Raw genomic sequence first — 23386 nt, forward strand, 5'->3', positions numbered from 1 at the left:
TCAAATCTTGATACTTGACGCTTGACACTCCTACGCAGCAAATTCTTTCTTAAGTTTATTCAATCCGCTGGCAATACTAGCATCAAATTGTTTATCGCCAACCTTTAAGATAAATCCGCCAATAAGTTTCTCATTAACTTTTTCATTAATGATAACTTGTCTAGCACATAATTCTCTTTTAACAATTGCAACAATTTCTTCTTTAGCAGCTGCGCTTAAAACAGTCGCAGAAGTTACATCAGCAGTTACAATTCCATTTAACTTGTTATACTGCTCAATAAATTGTTGTGCCGTAGCAAATAAAATCGCCGAACGGCCTTTACTTACCACAATTTTGAAATAAGCAATCGTGAGCTTACTTACTTTATCAGCAAAAACACCATTTAAAATACCTGTCTTTTTATCTAAAGGTACAATTGGGTTTTTCAATATCGCTTCTAATTCAGGCGTTTCATCAACTGCCTTTTCAAATAAAACCATATCATTATAGGTAGATTCTAAAGCGTTGTTTTCAACCGCTAAATCTATTAATGATTTGGCATACCTGCCTGCAACTTTAATTTCTGACATATTTTGAGTTGTAAGTTGTAAGTGATAAGTTGTAAGTTATAATTGCGGTTAACCCTAAACTATAAGCCCAATACCTAAAACCTAAAACGTAATACTTATAACTTAATTTAATTCAACGCCTTTTAACAAGTCAGCCACTAAAACTTCTTGTTTAGCTTTATCATCTAATTGATTACGTAAAACACGCTCTGCAATTTCTAATGATAATGTAGAAACCTGACCTTTAACTTCTGCTAAAGCAACTTTCTTTTGGTTTTCGATTTCGATTTTAGCTTTCTCAATCAATTTAGCACCTTCAACCTGAGCTTGTTTTTTAGCCTCGTTTAAAATGCTATCTTTTAATGTTTTAGCTTCTTTCAAAATTTCATCGCGTTCAGCACGTGCTTGTTGCATCAAATCTTGATTTTGACTGGTTAAACGAGCCATTTCTTGTTTTGCTAACTCAGCTTTGTTTAAAGCATCATCAATACTTTGCTCACGCTCGTGGATAGCTTTCATAATTGGTTTCCAGGCAAATTTACCTAATAGAAAAACCAATAGTAAAAACGCAATGGTATTCCATACCAACAAGCCAATTTCAGGAACTAATAAATCCATCTTATATAATTAATATTCTTTTAACAACGTAATTTAAACAAGAACCTTAGCGGCAATCCCGAAAAGGTTCTTGTAAAGAGTTTTTCTTTGATTATTTTGCAATCAAAGAAACTACTACTGCGAATAAAGCAACCGCCTCGATAAAGGCTGCAGCGATAAGCATAGCAGTTTGAATTTTTGAAGCGGCTTCTGGTTGACGAGCAATAGATTCCATTGCAGAACCACCAATTTTACCGATACCTAATCCAGCGCCTATTGCAGCTAAGCCTGCGCCGATTGCAGCTAATGTTCCAGTCATTTTCTGATTTATTTATATTAATTTAACAATAATGTTCTTAGTGGTGTTCTTCTACAGCCATGCCAATAAATAAGGCCGAAAGAATCGTAAATATAAACGCTTGAATAAATGCTACCAAAAATTCAATTAAGCCGATAAATACAGCAAAGAAAATTGAAGCCGGAGCAATCCAAAGCGAATTAAAAATAAAAATTAAGCATAATAAAGACATTACCAAGATGTGACCAGCAGTAATGTTTGCAAATAACCTGATTGCAAGTGCGATTGGTTTAGTGAAAATACCAAAAATCTCTACAGGAATCATTAATGGTTTTAACCACCAAGGCACAGGAGGATTAAGAATGTGTCCCCAATAATACTTGTTACCTTTAAAGGTGATAATTAAAAATGTACAAGCTGCTAAAACAACAGTTAAAGCAATGTTACCAGTTACGTTTGCGCCACCCGGGAAGAATGGAACCAAACCTAAAATATTGTTTAACCAGATAAAGAAAAACACAGATAATAAATACGGCATAAATGCAGCATATTTATGTCCTAAGTTTGGTCTGGCAATATCATCACGTACAAATAAAATAATCGGCTCTAAGAAAGACTGCATTCCTTTTGGAGCTTTGCCATTTCTCTTTTTGTATGATGACGCTACAGTTGTGAAAACGATTACCAATAAAACTACCGATAAAAGCATACTGAAAACGTTCTTAGTAACAGAGAAATCAATCGGACGAGCGTTTATTACAACCTCTGCCCCATCTTTAACTTCGTGAGATACAAAAGCACCATGTTCATTTGCAGTTGCATTTGCGTAGTAAATTTTGTTGTGCGCCATCGCAAAACGCTGGCCATTTTTTTCTACAACCTGAGTTCCATCATCATTAAATTTAAAATCAGATGAACTGAAAGTTACTAAACCGGTGTTAGTCCAAAGTATAATTGGTAAATGTAAATGAAAACCGTGTTCGCCATGACCGAAAAGTGTGAAATAATGGCTATCGCTAATGTGGTGAAAAATGAATGAAGTAATATCAAAACCTTTTTCTTTTTCTTCATGCACTTCAGCGTGATTAACAACAGCACCAGCTTCATGAGTAGCAGATACAGCAGTATCTACAGGCAACGATGAAACACTATCAACTTGACCGAAAGTATTATTTTTGATAGATAAAAACGCTGTTAAAAGCGTAAAAACAACAATTACCTTAACAACTTTCGACATAAAAACTTGGTTAAAATCCATTTATTGGCAGTTTTTTACTTTAAATTTTGGTGGCGCAAGTTACGTAACAAACAGTACATTTCAAAGGCTGTAAACAATAAATAAATAGAAAAAAAATTTACAACAAAGAGAAGTCCGTTTTCCTTTGTATTTATACTGTAAATCAGCACAAAAGCCATACAAAAAATCATCTTCAAAATTACTGAGCCTAAAATAGCCATTACACCTGCTTCTGGATTTCGGTTTATCCCCAAATAAGCCAATATGTAAGCGATGTAAGTGATGCCTGCTATAAAGCCAAAAATTAGCCAAAAGCTCCCAACCAGAATTTCAATTTCAGGAAAAATTAATGGCACAGCAATGGACAAACCGATTAAGGCGCCTACAAGAATAAAATAATAACTGGTAAATTTGGTTAGGGTCAATTTCTGATAGATGTTTCTTGATTTATAAACTTCGGCAAAGATAATATTTTTAAAATCAAGTAGCTAATACTCAAATTGGTAATTTACCTTTTGAAATTGTTAAGGTTTTGTAACCTGCCTTATTGCCTGATATAAACCCAACACAACGCCAATTAAAGCAAAAATTGCCGTAATTAGATTCGATTCGTTTTTCTGATATTCATCAATTTTATAACCTATAAAAGTTAGCAAGCCAATTGTAGCTATCATCTGGAAGCCAATAGCTGAGTATTTTGCCATTCCGCTAAACTTTTTACCGTTATTCTCGTGTTCAGGTTTATCCATCAATTAATATAATAAATAATTAACTTTGATTAATTAAATGTACCGCTAAGTAAAATAATTTTACTTACATTTTGTTTATTCTATATACTAAAAAAGCAATCAATAATACTTGAAAAAATATACCAACAAAACTTTATCTCCCTTCGTTTTATTTATTGGCATATTATTCATTTACGGCTGCGTAGCCAATAAGAATACCGCCTTAGACCGTAAGATGCAAAACCTCACGGCCAGGTATAACTATATATATAATTCGAATGTTTTATTAACAGAATATAATGAAAGCTTGTTGCAAAGTTATAAAGATAATTATGAACAAGTTCTTCAGGTGTATTTAGACCCGCAACCTCAGGTAAACTTAGTTTTATCACCAGGAATAGAAAATAAGCAACTGGATGATGTAATCTTCAAAGGTCAAAACATCATCAACGAGAAAAGCTTTAGTAATTATATTGACGATGCCTACATGCTACTCGGTCGGGCAAATTATCTAAAAGGAAATTACTTCATCTCATCAGAATATTTTGATTATGTAGCCAAAACCTACAACAGCGATGCAAAAACTTTTGTAATGGCAATGAACTGGAAAGCCAGAAGCCAGATGCAATTGAATAACATGTCGTTCGCCGATAAAATTTTGGACACCATGCTGCGTGTGGCCGATAATCTTAAAAAAGATATTGCAGAACCATTGGCTACAACAGCACAAATGCGTATCTATCAAAAGAGAAATAAAGAAGCAATTTTACTTTTGGAAAATGCAATCAGATTAGCAAACGAAAAGCAGCTTCGCATTAGGTGGCAATACATTTTGGCGCAATTGCAGGAAAAGGAAAAAGATTATCAAAATGCATTTATCAATTTTACGAAGGTAGAAAATAGCAATGCACCTTTTGAAATGTATTTTCATGCAAATTTAAACCGAATTAAACTTAGAGCCATAATAAGTGGTTATAAAATTAATGAAGAACAGGCCTTGCTCGCTTTGTTAAAAGACGACAAGAATTCGGATTATACTGATCAGATATATTATCAAGTTGGAGAACTGTTTTCTACAGAGGGGAATTTTGTAAAAGCGGAAGAATATTATCAAAAATCGATTCAAAAAAGTATTAAAAATCAAGACCAAAAGGCAATATCTTATCTAAAGGTTGCCGACTTGAATTTTAAGGAGTTTAAAAATTATATAAGAGCGAAGCTTTATTATGATAGCGCTGTGTCGATTTTGCCGAAGAATTTCTCGGATTATGATAACATTGTTAAAAAAGCAAACAACCTGCAATATTTAGTTGATAGATACACCATAATTTCAAAAGAAGATACCGCACAATTTATTGCCCGCTTACCTGAAGGCGAAAGAACTGCTAAAGTAAAAGATTATTTACGCCCTAAAGTTGAGGTCTCAAACCCAGCAAATTCAAGCGGAAATGATTTTCTTAATAACATTGCTGCGCCAAACCAATCGCTTAATTCGAATTTATCGAATGGCTCTGGAAATACTTTTTACTTTAACAACAGCGCAGCCATAAGTAATGGATTTGCCGATTTTAAAAAGCGTTGGGGAAACCGACAGTTGGAAGATAATTGGCGTCAGAGTGTACGTTCATCTGCACAAGATAATATCCAAATTTTAGCGGGCGGAAATGTAGCGACCGGAATTAATCCGTTAAATGACCAGAGTACCAATGCAAATGCTTCACAAACATCTATTGAGAAACAATTTTTAGATAATCTGCCCGTAACACCTGAATTACTGCAAGCTTCAAACCAAAAAATTATTGATTCATATTTCGAGATTGCAAGTTTTTACCAGCAAGAATTAAACGATATTCCAGAGGCCAACAAGATTTATTTAGAATTATTGAGAAGATTCCCCGAAAACAACCATCTGGCTGCAATTTACTACAGTTTGTATCTGAATTATAAAGATAGCGATGCTAATAAATCTAATGAATACAGGCAACAGGTTTTAAGTAAGTACCCGGAATCAAATTTTGCCAAAACCATTTTGGATCCTGATTATTCAACGAAGCAAGATCAGTTGGAAAATATAGTTAATGAACAATACAACAAAGTATTCGATAATTATGCTCGTAAAGATTATAGCAGTGTTATCAAACAAGTAAATGAGAATCTTACGGCTTATCCAAACAGCGATTTATCGCCACAATATGCTTATTTGAAAGCGATTGCTGTAGGCAGAACATCAAAAGTTGATGCTTTATTGATTGAGTTTAATTCGATTACAACATTGTATCCGAATGATTTAATTATTGTGCCGTTGGTTCGCGATCATTTAAAATACATCCAAGCAAACATTGAAGAATTTAAACTTCGTCCGGTTGCCTTGGTCGATTTCGATTCGAATGAACCACGTTTTGTTGCACAGGCCCCATCTACAGAAAGTAAGCCAAAACTAACAGAAAATATAAACGCAGCAAACGAAAAACAACCAGAAAACATTGGAAAACAACCAGAAAAACAGGTTGATACAAATACAAATATTAAACCTTTAGATGTAAAAGCTGTTAGTATTTTCAGTAATGCTGCATCAAATACTTACTATTATGTTGTAGATGTTGCAGATGCTTCCTTAACTTTGAGCTCTTCTAGATTTGGAATTGGACAATTTAACAGAGGCAATTATCCTGATAACGATTTGGCGCATAAATTGATAGAATTAGATGATGACCAACTGATTTATGTAAGCAGTTTCGTAGATATGGAAGACGCTAAAATTTATGAAGAAAGTATAAAGGGACAATTAAAAAATATAATGAAAGTTCCGGCAACGAAATATAAAGCCTTCATAATTAGCAAAGAAAATTTCGAAAAGTTAACAAACAGGAATCGTATTGACGAGTACCTTGAGTTTTACAAAAACAATTATTAGCATGAGGTTTGGCTGAATTTTAGCCTAAGCTCATCAACAACAAACAACACACACGGATGAAAAAATCTATTTCAGAAGCTGATATTAAAAGATATAATTTAAGAATATGGAAAATTGTGATTGGAGGAATTGCAATCTTCGCCATCTTTATCTCCATGCTCGGTTTCGGACTTTTCGGAAGTTTGCCTTCTTTTAGAGATATTGAACACCCAAAAAGTAATCAAGCTTCAGAAATCATTGCTGAAGATGGAAGACCATTAGGTACTTATTTTGTTCAAAACCGTTCAAATGTTACTTATAAAGATATCTCACCAAATGTTATCAATAGCTTAATAGCAACTGAAGACACCCGTTTTAAAGACCATTCAGGTATAGATTTCCAAAGAACTTTTACCATAATTGGTTACAATTTAATTGGTAAAAAACAAGGCGGAAGTACTATTACCCAACAATTGGCGCTAAATTTATTCTCGGAAGAAGGCCGAGAAAGAAATTTCTTTAAGCGTGTGATGCAAAAATTTAAAGAATGGGTTGTAGCCGTTAAATTGGAGCGTAATTACACCAAAGAAGAAATTATTACCATGTATTTGAATACCGTAGATTTTGGTAATCAGGCTTATGGAATTAAATCTGCTGCAAGGGTTTATTTCAATACGACTCCGGATAAATTAAGCATTACCGAAGCTGCAACCTTGGTTGGGATGCAGAAAGGTATTACGATGTATTCGCCAACTCGTAATCCCGAGCGTTCTAAAACCCGCCGAAATACGGTAATGGCTATGATGGTAAAATCTGATTTTTTGACGCCACAACAATTCGAAACCGAACAAGCAAAACCTTTGGGTTTACATTTTAACGCAGCTACTGTTAATGATGGTATTGCACCGTATTTCCGTTCTGTATTAAAAGCTGATATCAAAAATATTTTTGAAGAACAAGGCATTACCAAACCTGATGGAACACCCTATGATTTAGATAGAGATGGCTTAAAAATCTATACTACTCTAAATTACGATATGCAGGAATATGCAGAAGCGGCGCAAAAAGAATACATGAAAACGCTTCAGGCACAATTTACTAACAGCTGGAAAGGTCGTAATCCATTTCGAGATAAGGCATTGCAGATTGAACAAGGCATAAAACGTTCTGACCGTTACAAATCGTTAAAATTAGAAGGCAAAAGCGACGAAGAAATTAAAACAGATTTTAACACACCTACGCAACTTACCATTTTTACATGGAAAGGAAATGTAGATACAACCATGAAACCGATTGATTCGGTTCGTTATTACAAAATGCTTTTACGCAATGCGATGATGAGTATGGATCCATCAACAGGTTATGTAAAAGCTTGGGTTGGAGGTATAAATTACGAGCATTTTAAATACGACCAGGTTAAAATGGGCACCAGACAGGTTGGTTCAACAGCTAAACCATTTACTTATGCAGTTGCCGTTGAAAATGGTTTTTCACCATGTTTATCTGTGCCAAATACACCTGTAACGATAGAAGGTTATGGTGATCCTTGGACACCAAGATCATCAGGAAAACCATTGGAAGGCTCTATAACTTTACAAAAGGCTTTGGCTTATTCTCAAAACTATGTTACAGCTTATTTGATGAAACAGGTTGGTCCGGTTGCCGTGTCTACTTTGGCAACTAAAATGGGTATACCAAATGTTCCAGCTTATCCATCAATTGCACTTGGTACATTTGATTCATCAATTTACAACATGGTCGGTGCTTACGGTGCATTCGCAAATAAAGGGGTCTACACAAAACCTGTTTATTTATTAAGAATTGAAGATAAGAATGGTGTCGTTTTGTTTTCTCAAAAGCCAATACCAAAACCAATTATGAGCGAGGAAGTTGCTTACGTAATGACCAGAATGCTAAAAGGTGTAGTTACAAATGGAACGGGTTCGAGATTAAATTACAAGTACCACGTTAATGCACCAATTGGTGGTAAAACCGGTACAACGCAAAATAACTCTGATGGTTGGTTTATGTCGATAACGCCACAATTGGTAACTGGCATTTGGACAGGTTGCGAGGACCGTGCTTTCCATTTTATCAGTACCAGTCAGGGTGAAGGTGCAAATACAGCTTTGCCCATTTTTGCAGGTTTTATTAAACGAGTTTATGCAAATCCGAAGTTGAAGATAAGTCATGCAGATTTTGAAGCTCCGAAATCGGGAGTTTCTATTGTGTTCGATTGCAATCAATACCAACAACAGGAAGAAGGTACCACCGAGCTTGACGAGAAATTAGGCTTCTAGGTTTTGCGTGAAGGATAGTAACGGAAAGCCCGCAATCCCGATTTTAAGCACAGTTTTATGTTTTAAATGGTATGCTTAAATATTTTACAGGTTTCATCGGGAGCGGACTTGAAGTGGATAGCCTGACCCCTTGCGTAGCTTGGGGGCACGCCCAAATTTTCAAAAAACAAAACAAAAATCCCGCATAAAATCTTAATTTGTATTGATGAGCAGTTTCGACCATAAAACAGCATTAACCGCGATACCGCACAAACCAGGCGTTTATCAGTATTGGGATGTTGATGGAAAGCTGATGTACATTGGCAAGGCGAAAGATTTGCGAAATCGGGTTGGCTCGTACTTTAATAGCGATAAAAACCAGTTTAATGGTAAAACCAGGGTTTTGGTTTCTCGCATCCGCAAGATAACTTTTACTATTGTTGATACCGAAATTGATGCCTGGTTGCTTGAAAACAGCTTAATTAAAAAGCATCAGCCAAAGTTTAACATTAACTTAAAGGACGATAAGACCTACCCTTGGATTATTGTCAAAAACGAGCATTTTCCAAGAATATACTGGACCAGGAAAGTGATTAAGGATGGTTCGACCTATTTTGGACCTTACGGTTCGATTGGCATGATGCATACCATTTTGGATTTAATTAAGGAAACTTATGCGCTCCGTACCTGCAGTTTGCCTTTAAACATGAAAAATATAGCAGAAGGAAAATTCAAAGTTTGCCTTGAATATCAGATTGGCAATTGCAAAGGTCCTTGTCAGGCTTTGCAAACTGAGGCCGATTACGATAAAAATATTGGCGAAATAAAGGAAATTTTAAATGGAAAGATCGGCAATGTTATTCGCGATGTTAAGGGCGTAATAAAAAAAGCATCAGAAGAATTAAACTTTGAACTTGCGCATCAATACGCAAGGCGATTAGAAGTTTTGGAGAAATACCAAAGTAAATCGACTGTTGTAAATAGCGCCATTACAAATGTTGATGTGGTAAGCATTGCATCTGATGAACGTTACGCATTTGTAAATTACCTAAAGGTGATGAATGGTACAATTATCCAAACGCAAACCATTGAGGTTAAAAAGCAATTGGATGAGAGCGATGATGAAATTTTAACGCTTGCCATGCTTGATTTCCGTACAAAATTCAACAGTACATCGAAAGAAATTATTGTTCCATTTGAGCTTTCTTTGGAAGATGATAACCTCAAATTTACTGTTCCTAAGCTTGGCGAAAAGAAGAAACTTTTAGAGTTGTCTCAGAAGAACGTATTATTCTTTAAGAAGGAAAAACTTAATCAATATGAGAAGCTCAACCCCGATTTAAGGGTCGACCGCATATTAACTACAATGCAGAAAGATTTGCGCTTAACGCAATTACCGCGACACATTGAGTGTTTTGATAACTCGAATTTTCAGGGTAAATATCCGGTCTCGGCAATTGTTGTTTTTAAAGATGCAAAACCTTCTAAAAAAGATTACAGGCATTTTAATGTTAAAACGGTTGAAGGTCCGAATGATTTTGCAACAATGGAAGAAGCCGTTTTTAGACGCTACAGGAGAATGTTAGAGGAAGATCAGCCATTGCCTCAACTTATTATTATTGATGGCGGTAAAGGTCAGCTATCATCGGCAGTTAAGAGTTTAAAAACACTGGGTATATACAATCGCGTTACCGTAATTGGTATCGCCAAAAGGTTAGAAGAATTGTTTTATCCGGGTGATTCTTATCCACTTTACCTTGATAAAAAATCTGAAACGTTAAAAATCATCCAACAGTTACGAGATGAAGCTCACCGTTTTGGAATTACATTCCATAGAAAAAAACGCGACCAGGGCACTTTGAAGACTGAACTTGAACAGATTGAAGGCATTGGAAAAACTACGGCAGATAAGTTATTAAAACACTTTAAATCCGTTAAGAAAATTAAAGAAGCGACAGAAAAGGAGCTTTCAGAAGTTTTGAATAAAAAACAGACGGTTACGCTGTTAGATTATTTCAAGCAAGAATAAAACTGCTTTCATTGCTTCGTTCATCGCAATGACAAATCTTATTAAAAAGAAAAGGCTTCGATAAAATCGAAGCCTTTTTTGTTAGTATTCCCAAAGTCCTTGTTCGTAATCAAGAACTGCTTTCTTAATTCTTTCAGATTCCATTAATCTTTCTCTAGGGTCTGATATAATATCTCTCAGCTTGTTATCACCAGGATTTGATTCTTTAACAATGTAACTACTAAATAAACGACGGATAAAGAAATCGTCGAAACTTAATGTAGATGCATCGTTATTGGTATTGATTAATCTTTTGTGCGCTATGATTGGTCTTAATTCATCATAACTAACCCAAAATACCGGTTGCCATACTTTCGAAATTTCATTATATTTTAAAGGTGCAATTCCAACAATACGAGGCTCAAAAATACCACGTTTAGTATCGAAAATCCAATCTTCCTTAACTCTAAATTTTAAGAATGATTCTGGATTAAAATCATTAACAACAGTAGTAACAGTACCTGTTTTATTATTAGAAACCTCTGATGTTCCTAACGCATTTCTAGCTGCTGAATCTGCACTTAGAGGTGTATGAAATGCATCATCTTCATTCAAGACGCTATCAATTGGTGCATAAGCTGTTAATTCTTCTGCTTTAATTGATGCAATCATCACATCAATTAATCTCGATTTTGGCGATTTGAGCACCGAATTAACAGTGTCTCTCAAATCAATCTCTCTCCAGATACGTTTAGCGTAGAACACATCTTCTTCACGTACATCTGCAAAAGGAACCATTTCTGTGCTATCTATATCCTTTCGAGCATAGAAACCATCTTTTGGTGGCACCTTAAGTTTCTTCTTTACCGTAACTTTTTTAGCTGTATCAACCGGCGCAACAGCAGTATTTTTAGTTTGTTGAACTGGTGCCTTTTTCTTTAATGGAGTTTGGGCATAAACCAATCCTGTTGATAAAACTAAAACCGCAAAGCTTATAATCCTTTTCATCTTTTTTCTATTTAACATTGAATGAAACCGAAGGCAAAATTTTCTGGCGGCCGTCTGGTCCTTGAGAAACGATATCATCAAAGAAAACCTTCGAACCTGGAGTGATTGCATTCATAGCACCTCTTACAGCACCAGCAAAACTACCTCCACTACCTGCAATAGTTACTGCTTCCGAGCGTGGTTTAATTACTGTTATTTTATACCTTAAAATCTTGAATGAAACATCGAATGGGAAATCATCTAAATCTGCCTCAATTTCCGTTTCACTTTTTAATTGTACTGAAGAAACATCGCCACCAATTCTACCACCAACTTTTGCAATTGGAGCAGGAATGGCTTTTACTCTAAATTTCTGTGAACCCAAGCTAACTGTTTTGCCTGCGTTTGATGCAGTAACGTTAATTGAAACATCAGAACCAACCTGAGAACCACTAGCCAATACGTTATACTTTCCTGCGCCAATTTTACTCATAGATGCACCTGAAGCACTTGCGTTAACACTTTCTAGTGGAAAACCTGCAGCTGATACAGAAAATGGATTCGGAATACCAGCATAAATCACATTCATCTTATCAGAAGATACACTAGCAGATGGTTTTGCAACTTGGTAGCTTTGTTCAGGAGTTTTATATTCTTTGATTTGTCCATCAGTTTGACGAACACGAATTGTTCCAACCCATTTGAAAACACCAACGCTTCCTGTACTTCCTGTATAAGTACCTTTACCTTCCTTAACTGAAAGTTTACCGCCACCAACGCTAATATCAGGATTCGATCTAGAATCGCTTGCAGTTAAAAATACCTCAGCAGTATAAGGCTGACCTTGAATAACATAAGAAGTTGGCGCAACAGCAACTGCTGCAAATTTATCTATGTTAACAATCGCCTTATCCATATTTCCGAATAACTTTTTAACAACCTCAGCTTCAGCATTTTTAGTATCCGTTTGAAGTTTTGTCAAAATTGTCATTGCGGCAGTTAAAGGCGTACCTTCACCAAATAAAGTTTGTTCCCAGTTTCCTTTTCTTTTTCTAACCGGATCTTTTGCCTCCAAAGAAAAAGTTACAGAAGCTCTATCTTGAGCATCAAGTAATGAAATTAATTTCTCGCGGGTAGCATTAATTTTTGCCTTAAGCTTCTCTCCCTCTTTCTGGTTAATCATAATATTTGGTGCAATGTCCATATTATCACGATTTGTCAAATCACCAGTTTCAGGATTTATGCCATCTCCGGCAGTGGTAAACTGCTTTTTAATGCTCTCGATGTAATTGTTCAAATCATCAGCTGCTGCTTTTGCCTGTTTAGCTTTATCGTAAATTGGCTGTGCTCTAGCTGGTTCTTCTTTCAATTTTGAATTTTCAAATGATGAAAAAAGTTGTTCAATACTCGTATTAACATTATTTTTCGAAGTATCTAAACTATCGTTGATGTTTTTGAAGGCATCTAATATTGTGTCTGATACGTTTAGGGCGAGCATAGCTAACAATACCAAATACATGATATTGATCATCCGCTGCCTCGTTGATTCTTTTCCGCCTGCCATTTCTTATGTAGCTTTTCTAATTAAATAAAACTAAATAAATTAAACTCTTGGGCTGTTCATAGCCGATAGCATATTACCATAAATGGCGTTTAGTGATGATAAGTTTTTAGCCAACTTGTTCACTTCTTCTTTAAACTGTTTAGAATCTTCCATCGATTCGTTAAAGTTTTGCATCGTAAGTGATAAGTTTGAATAGAATTTATTCATCGATTTTAAATGAGCCGAAGAATCTTGTAATTCTAATTCATAAACTGCATTTAATGCCGATAAGTTTTTAGCTAAATTGTTAACCTGATCATGATAAGCCTGAGCATTTACATTATTTTCGCCCATTGCTTTTAAATTAGCAGTAGCTTTTTCAAAAGAAACACTTAAATTATCAAAACCAGCTGAAGCAGTTTTTACTTTTGTTGTAAATTCATTTGTTGCTGTTGAAGCATCAGCTACGCTAGAAATCGCGGCTACTTTATCGCCAAATGTGCGTAAACCGTTGCCTAAGCTTTCAATTAATTCTGGACCAACTTTAGCGTCCGATAACATTTTATCTAAAGCTGCAGATGTTGGTGCAGAAACTGCTGCTTGTGGTCTTGCCGAAGCAACAGGCAATTCGCCTTTAAAATCTTCTCTTAATTCAGGATAAACTCTCTCCCATGCTGGCTCTGGTTCTGGTGGGAAGAAACCTGTTAAAAAGAATAACAAAGCCTCAATTCCTAAACCGGCACCAATCATATAGTTACCCAATATCCCGCCAAGGTGCAAAATTTTAAATAATGCTCCGATAATTACAACACTTGCTCCCCATGAAATCGCTACGTGTAACCAACTTGGTTGTTTCTTTGCTGCCATAAAAAAGTTATTAAAATGTTTTTCTTTTAGTTTTTAGTTTGATTGGATTGTTAGTTTTTGTTTCTTAAATCTGTACCATATAATGATGATACGCATCTAAAACCGATGTAAGATCTTTGCTGGTCTTGGTATTCGTAAGTTGATACGGCATTTTGCAAGAAATAACCTGTATCCTTCCAAGAACCACCTTTAACTACCTTGCGTTTTAAATATTTGCTATCCTCTTTACCTGCAACGTAAGTAAAGTTTGGACTTAAGTCATGTAATAATGGTGCTGCTGATTTGTTGTAAGCAGTTTGTGTCCATTCTGCAACGTTTCCAGACATATTATATAAGCCATAATCGTTAGGGAAATATGAACGTACGCCTACAGTATATATACCACCATCGCTAGAGTAATCTCCACGACCAGGTTTAAAGTTTGCCTGTAAGCAGCCTTTAGTGTTTCTAATATAAGGACCACCCCAAGGATATTTGGTTTTTGTGTTACCACCTCTTGCTGCATATTCAAATTCAGATTCTGATGGTAATCTATAATCTGCTCTCGCATTTGCAGGCATTTTTCTTGCTGATGCTACACCCTGATACAATTGTGTACGCCAGTGTGTAAAAGCTTGTGATTGCTCCCAACTCACACCTACAACCGGATAGTCATCATAAGATGGATGGTTAAAATAACCTCTAACCATCGGATCGTTTTGTGAGTAAGAATAATCTGTTTTCCAAACCATTGTATCTGGATAAACCGCAATGGTATATCTATCAATATAATCCTGACGTTTGCTATTCGGATCTTTATGACCTAAAGCAGCTTTATCAAAATTTAAAATACCATAGGTATATTCAAGCTTACGAACATCAATTTCTTTCTTTCCAGGCAATGCATCTAAACCAGAATAATACATATTATCCAACTGACTTGCATTTGCTGCATTAGCTCCTTTTCCTTTGCCATTCCAAATAGAAGAACCATTCCCCACTTTTCTCCAGTCGATATACTTTTGACCTCCTACTGCATTAGCGGCAGCACCTTTTTGGGTCATCATATATTGCTGTGGGTTACCCATTGCTACAATAGCTATAGAATCGCGAACCCATTTTGTAAATTGACGATATTCTGCGTTGGAAATTTCAGTTTGATCCATAAAGAATGCAGGAATGGTTGTCATTCTGCTTGGCCCTGCTTGTGAGAATGTAATATCCTCATCAGAACCTCCAAGTGGTGTATGTCCGGGTGGAATATAAACCATGCCTAATGGAATTCTTTGATTTTTAAATTTACGGTTGTAAGAGCCAACAAGCTCACCTTGGCCACCATGACCACAGCTAGCGAGTAATACTGTTACCGCCATTATAGACAGAAAGTAAATTTTCTTCATACTTAATTTATAGTGTATAAACACAATTAGAGATTAACCAAAAATCATTTAAATATATAACAAAATCAAAAAATTTACACGAAACCCCTTTAATTAGGGTATAAGAACAGTTTTTAACACACTTATAACCTAATTTTTTCGTTACATACAGCACGCTATGCTGCTATAACTCAAAAAGTTGCAGTTTATTGTTTGCTTTTCAAAAAATATAGAGGGATTCTTTTTATTTATTCGAAACTTTGATGTAATTCTCAATAGCCATTGTCATTGATGGCACTCCAGGTGTTGGAGCAGCAATATCAACAATCAAATCCATATCGGTTACAGCTTTGCTCGTATTAACTCCAAACGCAGCAATTCGAGTATTGTTTTGTTTAAAGTCAGGAAAATTTTTAAATAACGATTGAATACTTGATGGACTGAAGAAAGCAATCACATCATAAAACACTTCTGCAAGGTCAGAAAGGTCGCTTACAACCGTTCTAAAAAGTACAGCAGGTGTAAAATCGTAACCGCTTTTTTCCAAGAACTTCATAGTATCCTCAGTTGCTACATCAGAGCAAGGATATAAGAATTTTTCGTTTGCGTGTTTCTTCAATACCTCAGCTAAATCTGCAGCAGTTTGCTTGCCAAAAAAGATTTTACGTTTACGATATTGAATATACTTCTGAAGATACAAAGCTATAGTTTCAGACAGACAGAAATATTTCAGTTCAGCAGGAACATCGTAACGCATTTCTTCGCATATTCTGAAAAAATGATCGGCTGCATTTCTACTGGTAAAAATTACTGCAGTAAAATCCGCTAAATTAATTTTATCCTTCCTGAAATCTCTTGCAGGAACACCTTCAACATGAATAAAGGATCTGAAATCGACTTTCAAATTATGCTTTTTAGCCAAATCGTAATAAGGAGATTTTTCTGTTTCAGGTTTCGGTAGAGTAACTAAAATACTTTTTACTTTACGGATTCTAGAGTCGTTCTTTTCTTGCATTTTCCTTTATTTCTGCTACAGTCCTATCGTTTTAATTAGTATCAAAATAGGACATATTTCGAGGGCGCAAAAGTACAAAAATAAATGCATTCTCGAAAACTTATTGTTAGAAAGTATAGTTACCCCAGCCCTAAGTAATTGAAATGCAAATATAACTACGAGAAGCAATATCGCTATCCCAATGTAAATTGCGCCATATTTTAATGGTGATAATGCGAACGCTACAACAAGAGGAATGAACAATAAAGAAGCATTAAAATAACTTAAATATAATATTGAAATGTACTCTCCAACGGGTTTTTGCATGTTAAACAAGAAGCCTAAGAATCTTAAAAGGACTAATTTTAACGCATAAAAAACAATAATTATTAAAGAGATTGAGAAGAAAAACTTAAATCCGTCTTGCGCCTGATACATGTTGTAATATTGAGCCACTAGGAAAAAAAACATTCCTAAAATGAATCCGAATTGTATAAACAAAAGCAAAAAAGGCCAGGAACTGAATAAGTTATCTTCCTTATTAATATTATTTAAAATACGATTACTGAAAAAGGATTGAACGATAGCTGATAGCTGTTTAGCAAAAGCATTTTTTAATATCGCAAATACAACCAGCATAATAAATATAAAACCCAATAGGTACACATTGCCTTTTGGAATTGTTTTTCCTAATTGATAAGGATTTTCCTTTTTCTTGAAGTTTTTATATTTCTGCTGCCAGGCTAATAAATCGAGCGATGGAAAAAGATATTCCTTTTGAACACTATCCAACAAAGCATTTTTATTGATGGCACTATCTGGCAACACCCAGGTATGGCGAATTATGGAATCGGTAACAATTTGCTGCCTGATTAAAGTGGCAGAATCAACTTTATATCTTCGGTAACCATACTTAACCTTAGCAACACTATCCTTAACAGCAGGAATTTGCTGAGCAACTGCAAAATCAGCAAGAAGGATAAATGAAAAGAAGATTAGAAGATGCTTCAGCATTGCACAAAACTTAAAGCTGCAAAAGTAGCTGAATAATCATTGTTTACCTAAAGAAAATAAATGGATTTATAATATGATGTATCTTTGCAGCAATGTCCGGTATTTACATCCATGTTCCCTTCTGCAAAAAGGCTTGCCATTATTGCGATTTCCATTTTAGTACATCGCTAAAATATGCCGATGAAATGGTAGAAAGCATATGCAAGGAAATCAAGTTTAAAAAAGATAGAATTAGCGGACAGATTGGAAGCATTTATTTAGGTGGAGGAACACCTTCCATCCTATCTCAAGCGGCATTGCAGAAGATTTTCGATACCATTAATCAAACTTATTCTGTTAGTTCAAGCGCAGAAATTACCATCGAAACCAATCCTGATGATTTAACTGCTCCGAAATTAAAAGAATTAAAGCAGCTTCCTGTCAACCGTTTCAGTGTTGGCATCCAATCATTTTTTAATGAGGATTTGGTTTGGATGAACCGGGCACACAATGCAGCTGAGGCAGAAAATTGCATAAAAAGAAGTCAGGATGCTGGATTTGAAAACCTGACCCTAGATTTAATTTATGGCTACCCACTTTTAACTGATGAAAAATGGAAAATTAATATTCAGAAAGCTATTGAATTGAACGTTCCTCATATTTCTGCATACGCTTTAACAGTTGAGCCTAAGACGGCTTTGGCGCATGCGATAAAGAACAAAAAGCAAACCCCGGTAAATGATAGCCAAAGTGCAGCGCAATTTATCATCTTAATGGATAAACTGAAAGAAGCTGGCTTTGAACATTATGAAATTTCAAATTTTGCTAAACCTGATTGTTACGCTATCCACAATACAAACTATTGGAAAGGAGTTGAATATATTGGAATTGGCCCCTCGGCACATGGTTTTGATGGCAGAAACCGCTACATGAATCCAGCAAACAATGCTTTGTATATGGAAACTTTAGACCAAAATAAGCTGCCCGAAATTATTGAAGAACTAAGCTTAAACGATAGGTTTAACGAATATATGATGACCTCTTTAAGAACAATTTGGGGAACAGATATGCAAAAAATAGCAGCAGATTTTGGGCAGGATTTCTTTGACGAAACCAAACGCAATCTTCGTAATTTTGAAGGGAAAGATTGGTTAATTTTTGAAAATGACACAATACGGTTGAGCGAAAACGGAAAACTTTTTGCTGACCATATCGCTTCAGAATTGTTTATAGTTAATGAATGAGTGAATTGGAGAATGAGTGGATTTTGAATGATTTTTATATCACCATATAGGGTCATTCTATCATTCAATCAATCTTTAATTCAATAATTATACAGGTATGTCTAAAATTATATGGATTACAGGCGCTTCATCTGGTATTGGCGAGGCTTTGGTTTATGAATATTTTAAAGGTGGCAATAAGCTTATTATTTCTGCTCGTAATCGAGATGAACTTTTTAGGATAAAAGGAAACTGCCAAAACTCTTTTAATGTACATGTTTTACCTTTCGACTTAAGTGAAACAGAAATTTTAGAACAAAAAGCTGGGGATGCCATTAAAATTTTCGGAAAGATTGATTTGCTCATCAATTCTGGTGGGGTGAGCCAAAGAAGTTTGGCTTTAGCAACTGATACTAAAACGGAGCAACAAATCATGTCGACAAATTTCTGGGGAACAGTGGTTTTAAGCAAAACTGTTCTTCCGGTTATGATGGCAAACGGAGGCGGACAAATTGTAGTTGTAAGTAGTTTAGTTGGTAAATTCGGCACAAAACTTCGCTCCGCGTATTCGGCTTCAAAGCATGCTTTACATGGCTATTTTGATTCTCTACGCCCTGAGGTTTATGATAAAAATATCGACATCACCATTGTTTGCCCAGGTTTTATCAAAACAAATGTTTCGATAAATGCCCTTACCGCTAATGGCAAAATACAGGGAACTATGGATGATGCTCAGGCCAATGGAATGAGCGCCGAAGATTGTGCGAGGGAAATTATTAAGGCGGTTTCTGCTAAGAAAGAAGAGGTTTATATTGGAGGTAAAGAAACCAAAGCCGTTCTGTTAAAAAGGTTTTTCCCAAAGATTTTTTCGAAAAAAGTTAGAGAAGCGAAAGTTATATAGGCATCTTGCCAGGAAACTTCGTGTATCGCACAAAGCCGAGTAATTTAAACCGCATTGCAGCGATATCCTTTTTTGCCTTTGATTAAATTCTCAAATTCTCCTGAGCACTTTAATAAATAGAATTCGTGGGTTTAAGTATTGCGCAAAAAAGATTTAGCGAAAAGGCGGACTGCCATCAGGAATATTTTCTACAGCACATTTTCAAAACAAAATAAAACACTAAATACCAACAACTTAAATCTTTATTTTAATTTCTAAAAACCAAGCATCTGTGTCCTGTCGTAAATGGAATCAAATAACAGAAACTTAAAAATTAGAAATAATGAAAAAATTAATCCTATCTGCAATTGCCGTTGTAACTATGGCATTTACAAGTCAAGTTTACGCTCAAAAAAATCCAATGGTTGGTGGTGCAGCAATGTATGCAACTAAAGATATTGTTGATAATGCTGTAAACTCAAAAGACCACACAACTTTAGTAGCGGCCGTTAAAGCTGCTGGTTTAGTAGAAACTTTAAAAGGCGCTGGTCCGTTTACCGTTTTTGCACCAACAAACGCTGCTTTTGATAAATTACCTGCCGGAACGGTTGATAATTTAGTTAAACCTGAAAACAAAGCAATGCTTACTAAAATTTTAACTTACCACGTTGTTGCCGGCAAAATGGATAGCAAAGCAATTGCTGCTGCGATTAAAGCCGGCGGTGGTAAAGCTGAATTAACTACAGTTCAAGGCGGAAAACTTTGGGCTTGGATGGAAGGCAAAAAACTGGTACTTAAAGATGAAAAAGGCGGAATGAGCACAGTTACGATTGCTGATGTTAACCAAAAAAATGGGGTTATCCATGTTGTAGATACCGTTTTAATGCCAAAATAATTCACGTCCCTATAATTATAACGAAAACGTTTCTGCTCATGCAGAAGCGTTTTTTTATTGGCAAAATTTAATCAAACCGGCTGCTATTTGTCAGCCTTTTTTCAGGTTTTTTAATATTTGCTTAATGCTGATGATTATGTATATAATTTTGACCTCGAACACAATGAATGGTTTACGACTACAAATAAACTTCGACCAGCCATTCTATTAATAAGACAATGAATCCCAACATTTCAAAAATTCAACAAAACATTGAGCCGCTTAGGCAGCAAATCATTAACCACAAAGTTTACAGCGAAATAAGTGAACTGGAAGATTTACAAATTTTCATGGAGCATCATATTTATGCCGTGTGGGATTTTATGTCGCTACTTAAAGCCCTGCAAATAAATTTAACCTGCACTACACTACCTTGGTTTCCCGTGGGCGATCCAGTTTCTCGCCAGTTAATTAACGAAATTGTAGCCGGAGAAGAAAGTGATGTTGATGCGAATGGTAATATTAAAAGTCATTTTGAAATGTACCTTGATGCGATGGAACAATGTGGCGCAAATACGCAACCAATTAAAAATTTCTTAACATCATTACAAAACGGGAGAGATTTCGATATGGCTTTTGAGCTTGCTCAAGTTCCGGATGCGGCCAGAAATTTTGTTAAATCGACGTTTGAAACCATTAATAACAATAAATCTTACCTACAAGCAGCGAGTTTTACTTTCGGTAGAGAAGATTTAATACCGAATATGTTCTTTAGCATGGTTAACGACTTAAACAGCAGTAATCCCGAGCAGGTATCTACATTTAAATATTATTTAGAGCGACATATAGAAGTTGATGGCGACCACCATAGCCATTTGGCTTTATCAATGACAGAAAAACTTTGCGAACAAAATGAAAGTTTTTGGTTAGAAGCCGAGCAAACTGCAAAACTTGCCTTACAGAGCCGAATTGATTTATGGGACGCCGCATATGCCGAAATAATTAAACAAAAAGTTGTTGCATAACAACTAATTATTAAATAATTATTAAGTCAGAATTAAGTGATTTTCGTCACTTTTAAAGGTTCGTAACAAAATTATTAAATAAAATTCACACATTTGTGTTCGGTATAAACAGCCGATTTTGAGCCCATGAGTTTCATTTTAAAACCTGTAGATATCGTTGAGAATATCACTCCAGAGGATTTTAAGAAAAATTATCTGAAAACGAAACGTCCTTTGGTGATTAGAGGCCTTACAAAAGATTGGCCTGCAAGAGAAAAATGGACGACTGAATATTTAAAAGAAATTGGTGGAGATTTAGAAGTTCCTTTGTACGATAATTCTAAAGCCGATCCATCAAAACCAATTAATGCCGCCACTGCACATATGAAATTTGGCGATTATCTGGATTTGATAAAACGCGAACCAACTGAGCTTCGTATTTTCTTTTTCAATTTATTTAAAAAAGTTCCAAGCTTAATTAATGACATAAAAATACCCAAAGATTTAATGGGTGGTTTTATCGAAAGCATGCCGGCAATGTTTTTTGGCGGATCAAACTCGGTTACGTTTTTACATTACGATATTGATTTACCACATATTTTCCACACCCATTTTGGTGGCAGAAAACATATAGTTTTATTCGATAATAAATGGAAAGACCGTTTGTACTGCTTACCAAATGCAACATACGCATTAGAAGATTACGATGTTGCCAATCCGGATTTCGAGAAATTCCCGGCTTTAAAGGGTGTAGAAGGTTATGAAGTATTTTTAGAACACGGTGATACCTTATTTATGCCAACCGGAATGTGGCACTGGATGAAATATGTTGATGGCTCGTTCTCGCTTAGTCTTCGTGCCTGGGATCAATCTATTAGCAGAAAGGTTGCAAGTGTATGGAGTTTATTTACACATGGCGCAATCGACAGCTTAATAAAGATGACTTTTAAAGAAAAATATGCAAACTGGCGAGAGAAAAAAGCAGTAAAAATTGCAGAAAGAGCTTTAGCAAAAGGAAGACCATAATAATATATATATTAAACCGTTTAAAGGTTTTGGGGAAAGCAATTTCAGCGGGGCATTCGATTTTTCGAAGGCCCCGTTTTTTGTTCTATAGAATAATTTTCAATGCTTGATTTCACCATTCTTAGATTAGAAAAGCAAGTTCCTATGCGTTTCGGTTAGGCCAGCCCCGCCATTTGCTTCAATCTTTTTGTAAACGTCTACCTCTACTATTATCGTCATTGCGAGGAGGAACGACGAAGCAATCTATTTAGATGGCTGCAACAAAAAGTATTTTCGCGTCTGTCGGGTTTAGCTAAATTTAGCTTGAGCAGCTATTTTAAATTGGATGCAAATCTGCTACACTGCGAATATTAGAATTTGCATAAGTGTTTTGTAAAAATTAAGTCGGTTGTCAAAAATTCATAAACTTTTATAACTTCGGTACATGGAAAACGAAACCCTTACCGAAAAACAAAAAATGCTGGCAGGCAAAGCCTATCAAGCTGGTGGTACAGAATTAGCTCAAGAAAGATTAAAAGCCCGTGAAATTGTACACGAGTTTAATAATCTAGCGCCAAAATTTATTAAGCAAAGAAAAGAGTTACTAAAGAGGTTATTCGGCAAAACCGAAAAAATGTTTTACATAGAGCCGCCATTTCGTTGTGATTACGGTTACAATATCGAAATCGGCGATAATTTCTATGCTAATTTTAACTTGGTGATTTTAGATTGCGCAAAGGTAAGTATTGGCAACAGCGTTTTTATTGCCCCAAATGTGGCCATTTACACCGCCGGGCATCCAATTCATGCTCACCTACGCGACCAAGAAATAGAATGGGCACAGGAAGTAACCATAGGCAATAGTGTTTGGATTGGTGGAAATGTGGTTGTAAATCCTGGAGTAAAAATTGGTTCAAATGTGGTTATTGGTTCGGGGAGTGTTGTGACCAGGGATATACCTGACAATGTTTTTGCTGCCGGAAATCCTTGCCGCGTAATCCGCCATTTAACCGATGCCGATAAAGATTATTACTACAAAGATTTTAAATTGGGTGAATAATGTTGAGTT

The 23386-nt window shown here is 35.6% G+C and carries 21 protein-coding genes; 9 read left to right on the forward strand and 12 right to left on the reverse strand.

From position 1 onward, the window contains the following. Window positions 1-30: 30 nt before the first annotated feature. The 6 genes from atpH to R2Q16_RS02865 all read right to left on the reverse strand — a co-directional run bounded on the left by atpH (window position 31) and on the right by R2Q16_RS02865 (window position 3430). Window positions 31-570, reverse strand: a complete 540-nt coding sequence (gene atpH / locus R2Q16_RS02840) for an ATP synthase F1 subunit delta (protein ID WP_316735058.1) — start codon at window positions 568-570, stop codon at window positions 31-33. Between the two features lie 102 nt (window positions 571-672). Continuing rightward, window positions 673-1167: a F0F1 ATP synthase subunit B gene (locus R2Q16_RS02845; RefSeq protein ID WP_316735059.1), complete on the reverse strand. Its 495-nt coding sequence runs from the start codon at window positions 1165-1167 to the stop codon at window positions 673-675. Window positions 1168-1258: 91 nt separating this feature from the next. Further along, the gene (gene atpE / locus R2Q16_RS02850; RefSeq protein WP_010601523.1) at window positions 1259-1465 is read right to left on the reverse strand and encodes an ATP synthase F0 subunit C; all 207 of its coding nucleotides are present in this window, start codon (window positions 1463-1465) and stop codon (window positions 1259-1261) included. A 37-nt stretch (window positions 1466-1502) separates the two neighbouring features. Beyond that, window positions 1503-2702 carry a F0F1 ATP synthase subunit A gene (gene atpB / locus R2Q16_RS02855; protein WP_316735060.1) on the reverse strand — a complete coding sequence of 400 codons (1200 nt, stop codon included), beginning with the start codon at window positions 2700-2702 and terminating at the stop codon, window positions 1503-1505. 14 nt (window positions 2703-2716) lie between these two features. Beyond that, window positions 2717-3106, reverse strand: coding sequence for a hypothetical protein (locus R2Q16_RS02860; protein WP_316735061.1), 390 nt, complete (start codon window positions 3104-3106; stop codon window positions 2717-2719). A gap of 99 nt (window positions 3107-3205) precedes the next feature. After that, complete coding sequence (locus R2Q16_RS02865) at window positions 3206-3430, reverse strand: AtpZ/AtpI family protein (protein WP_316735062.1); 225 nt, start codon at window positions 3428-3430, stop codon at window positions 3206-3208. Window positions 3431-3539: 109 nt separating this feature from the next. Here R2Q16_RS02865 and R2Q16_RS02870 point away from each other — a divergent pair, with 109 nt between their 5' ends. The 3 genes from R2Q16_RS02870 to uvrC all read left to right on the forward strand — a co-directional run bounded on the left by R2Q16_RS02870 (window position 3540) and on the right by uvrC (window position 10610). Continuing rightward, a complete protein-coding gene (locus tag R2Q16_RS02870; RefSeq protein WP_316735063.1) occupies window positions 3540-6323 on the forward strand; it encodes a gliding motility protein in 2784 nt (927 codons plus the stop codon). Window positions 6324-6379: 56 nt separating this feature from the next. After that, on the forward strand, window positions 6380-8602 hold the full coding sequence (locus R2Q16_RS02875) for a transglycosylase domain-containing protein (RefSeq protein WP_316735064.1): 2223 nt from the start codon (window positions 6380-6382) through the stop codon (window positions 8600-8602). Between the two features lie 205 nt (window positions 8603-8807). Next, entirely contained in the window at window positions 8808-10610 is a 1803-nt protein-coding gene (gene uvrC / locus R2Q16_RS02880) for an excinuclease ABC subunit UvrC (protein ID WP_316735065.1), read from the forward strand. Between the two features lie 81 nt (window positions 10611-10691). Here uvrC and gldN read toward each other — a convergent pair whose 3' ends face one another. From gldN to R2Q16_RS02910, 6 genes are all read right to left on the reverse strand, one after another. Beyond that, a complete protein-coding gene (gene gldN / locus R2Q16_RS02885) occupies window positions 10692-11597 on the reverse strand; it encodes a gliding motility protein GldN (protein ID WP_316735066.1) in 906 nt (301 codons plus the stop codon). Window positions 11598-11604: 7 nt separating this feature from the next. Beyond that, entirely contained in the window at window positions 11605-13140 is a 1536-nt protein-coding gene (gldM, locus tag R2Q16_RS02890) for a gliding motility protein GldM (RefSeq protein WP_410478141.1), read from the reverse strand. Window positions 13141-13179: 39 nt separating this feature from the next. Further along, window positions 13180-13986, reverse strand: coding sequence for a gliding motility protein GldL (gene gldL, locus R2Q16_RS02895; protein WP_316735068.1), 807 nt, complete (start codon window positions 13984-13986; stop codon window positions 13180-13182). A 50-nt stretch (window positions 13987-14036) separates the two neighbouring features. Then, a complete protein-coding gene (locus R2Q16_RS02900) occupies window positions 14037-15365 on the reverse strand; it encodes an SUMF1/EgtB/PvdO family nonheme iron enzyme (RefSeq protein WP_316735069.1) in 1329 nt (442 codons plus the stop codon). A 223-nt stretch (window positions 15366-15588) separates the two neighbouring features. Further along, complete coding sequence (locus tag R2Q16_RS02905) at window positions 15589-16359, reverse strand: uroporphyrinogen-III synthase (RefSeq protein WP_316735070.1); 771 nt, start codon at window positions 16357-16359, stop codon at window positions 15589-15591. Between the two features lie 15 nt (window positions 16360-16374). After that, window positions 16375-17352, reverse strand: coding sequence for a DUF4271 domain-containing protein (locus R2Q16_RS02910; RefSeq protein ID WP_316735071.1), 978 nt, complete (start codon window positions 17350-17352; stop codon window positions 16375-16377). Between the two features lie 92 nt (window positions 17353-17444). Between R2Q16_RS02910 and hemW the strand changes: the two genes are divergently transcribed. The 6 genes from hemW (at window position 17445) to R2Q16_RS02940 (ending at window position 23377) form a co-directional block, all read left to right on the forward strand. Then, window positions 17445-18575, forward strand: a complete 1131-nt coding sequence (hemW, locus tag R2Q16_RS02915) for a radical SAM family heme chaperone HemW (protein ID WP_316735072.1) — start codon at window positions 17445-17447, stop codon at window positions 18573-18575. A 97-nt stretch (window positions 18576-18672) separates the two neighbouring features. Beyond that, window positions 18673-19455, forward strand: a complete 783-nt coding sequence (locus R2Q16_RS02920) for an SDR family oxidoreductase (RefSeq protein WP_316735073.1) — start codon at window positions 18673-18675, stop codon at window positions 19453-19455. Window positions 19456-19777: 322 nt separating this feature from the next. Further along, on the forward strand, window positions 19778-20329 hold the full coding sequence (locus R2Q16_RS02925) for a fasciclin domain-containing protein (protein ID WP_316735074.1): 552 nt from the start codon (window positions 19778-19780) through the stop codon (window positions 20327-20329). A gap of 218 nt (window positions 20330-20547) precedes the next feature. Beyond that, a complete protein-coding gene (locus tag R2Q16_RS02930) occupies window positions 20548-21333 on the forward strand; it encodes a DUF3050 domain-containing protein (protein WP_316735075.1) in 786 nt (261 codons plus the stop codon). Window positions 21334-21459: 126 nt separating this feature from the next. After that, window positions 21460-22338, forward strand: a complete 879-nt coding sequence (locus R2Q16_RS02935; protein WP_316735076.1) for a cupin-like domain-containing protein — start codon at window positions 21460-21462, stop codon at window positions 22336-22338. A gap of 424 nt (window positions 22339-22762) precedes the next feature. Further along, window positions 22763-23377 (forward strand): sugar O-acetyltransferase, encoded by a 615-nt coding sequence (locus R2Q16_RS02940; protein WP_316735077.1) that lies wholly within the window; start codon window positions 22763-22765, stop codon window positions 23375-23377. Window positions 23378-23386: the final 9 nt, after the last annotated feature.

The organism is Pedobacter aquatilis, assembly GCF_032678425.1.
GTDB classification, from domain to species: Bacteria; Bacteroidota; Bacteroidia; order Sphingobacteriales; family Sphingobacteriaceae; genus Pedobacter; species Pedobacter aquatilis_B.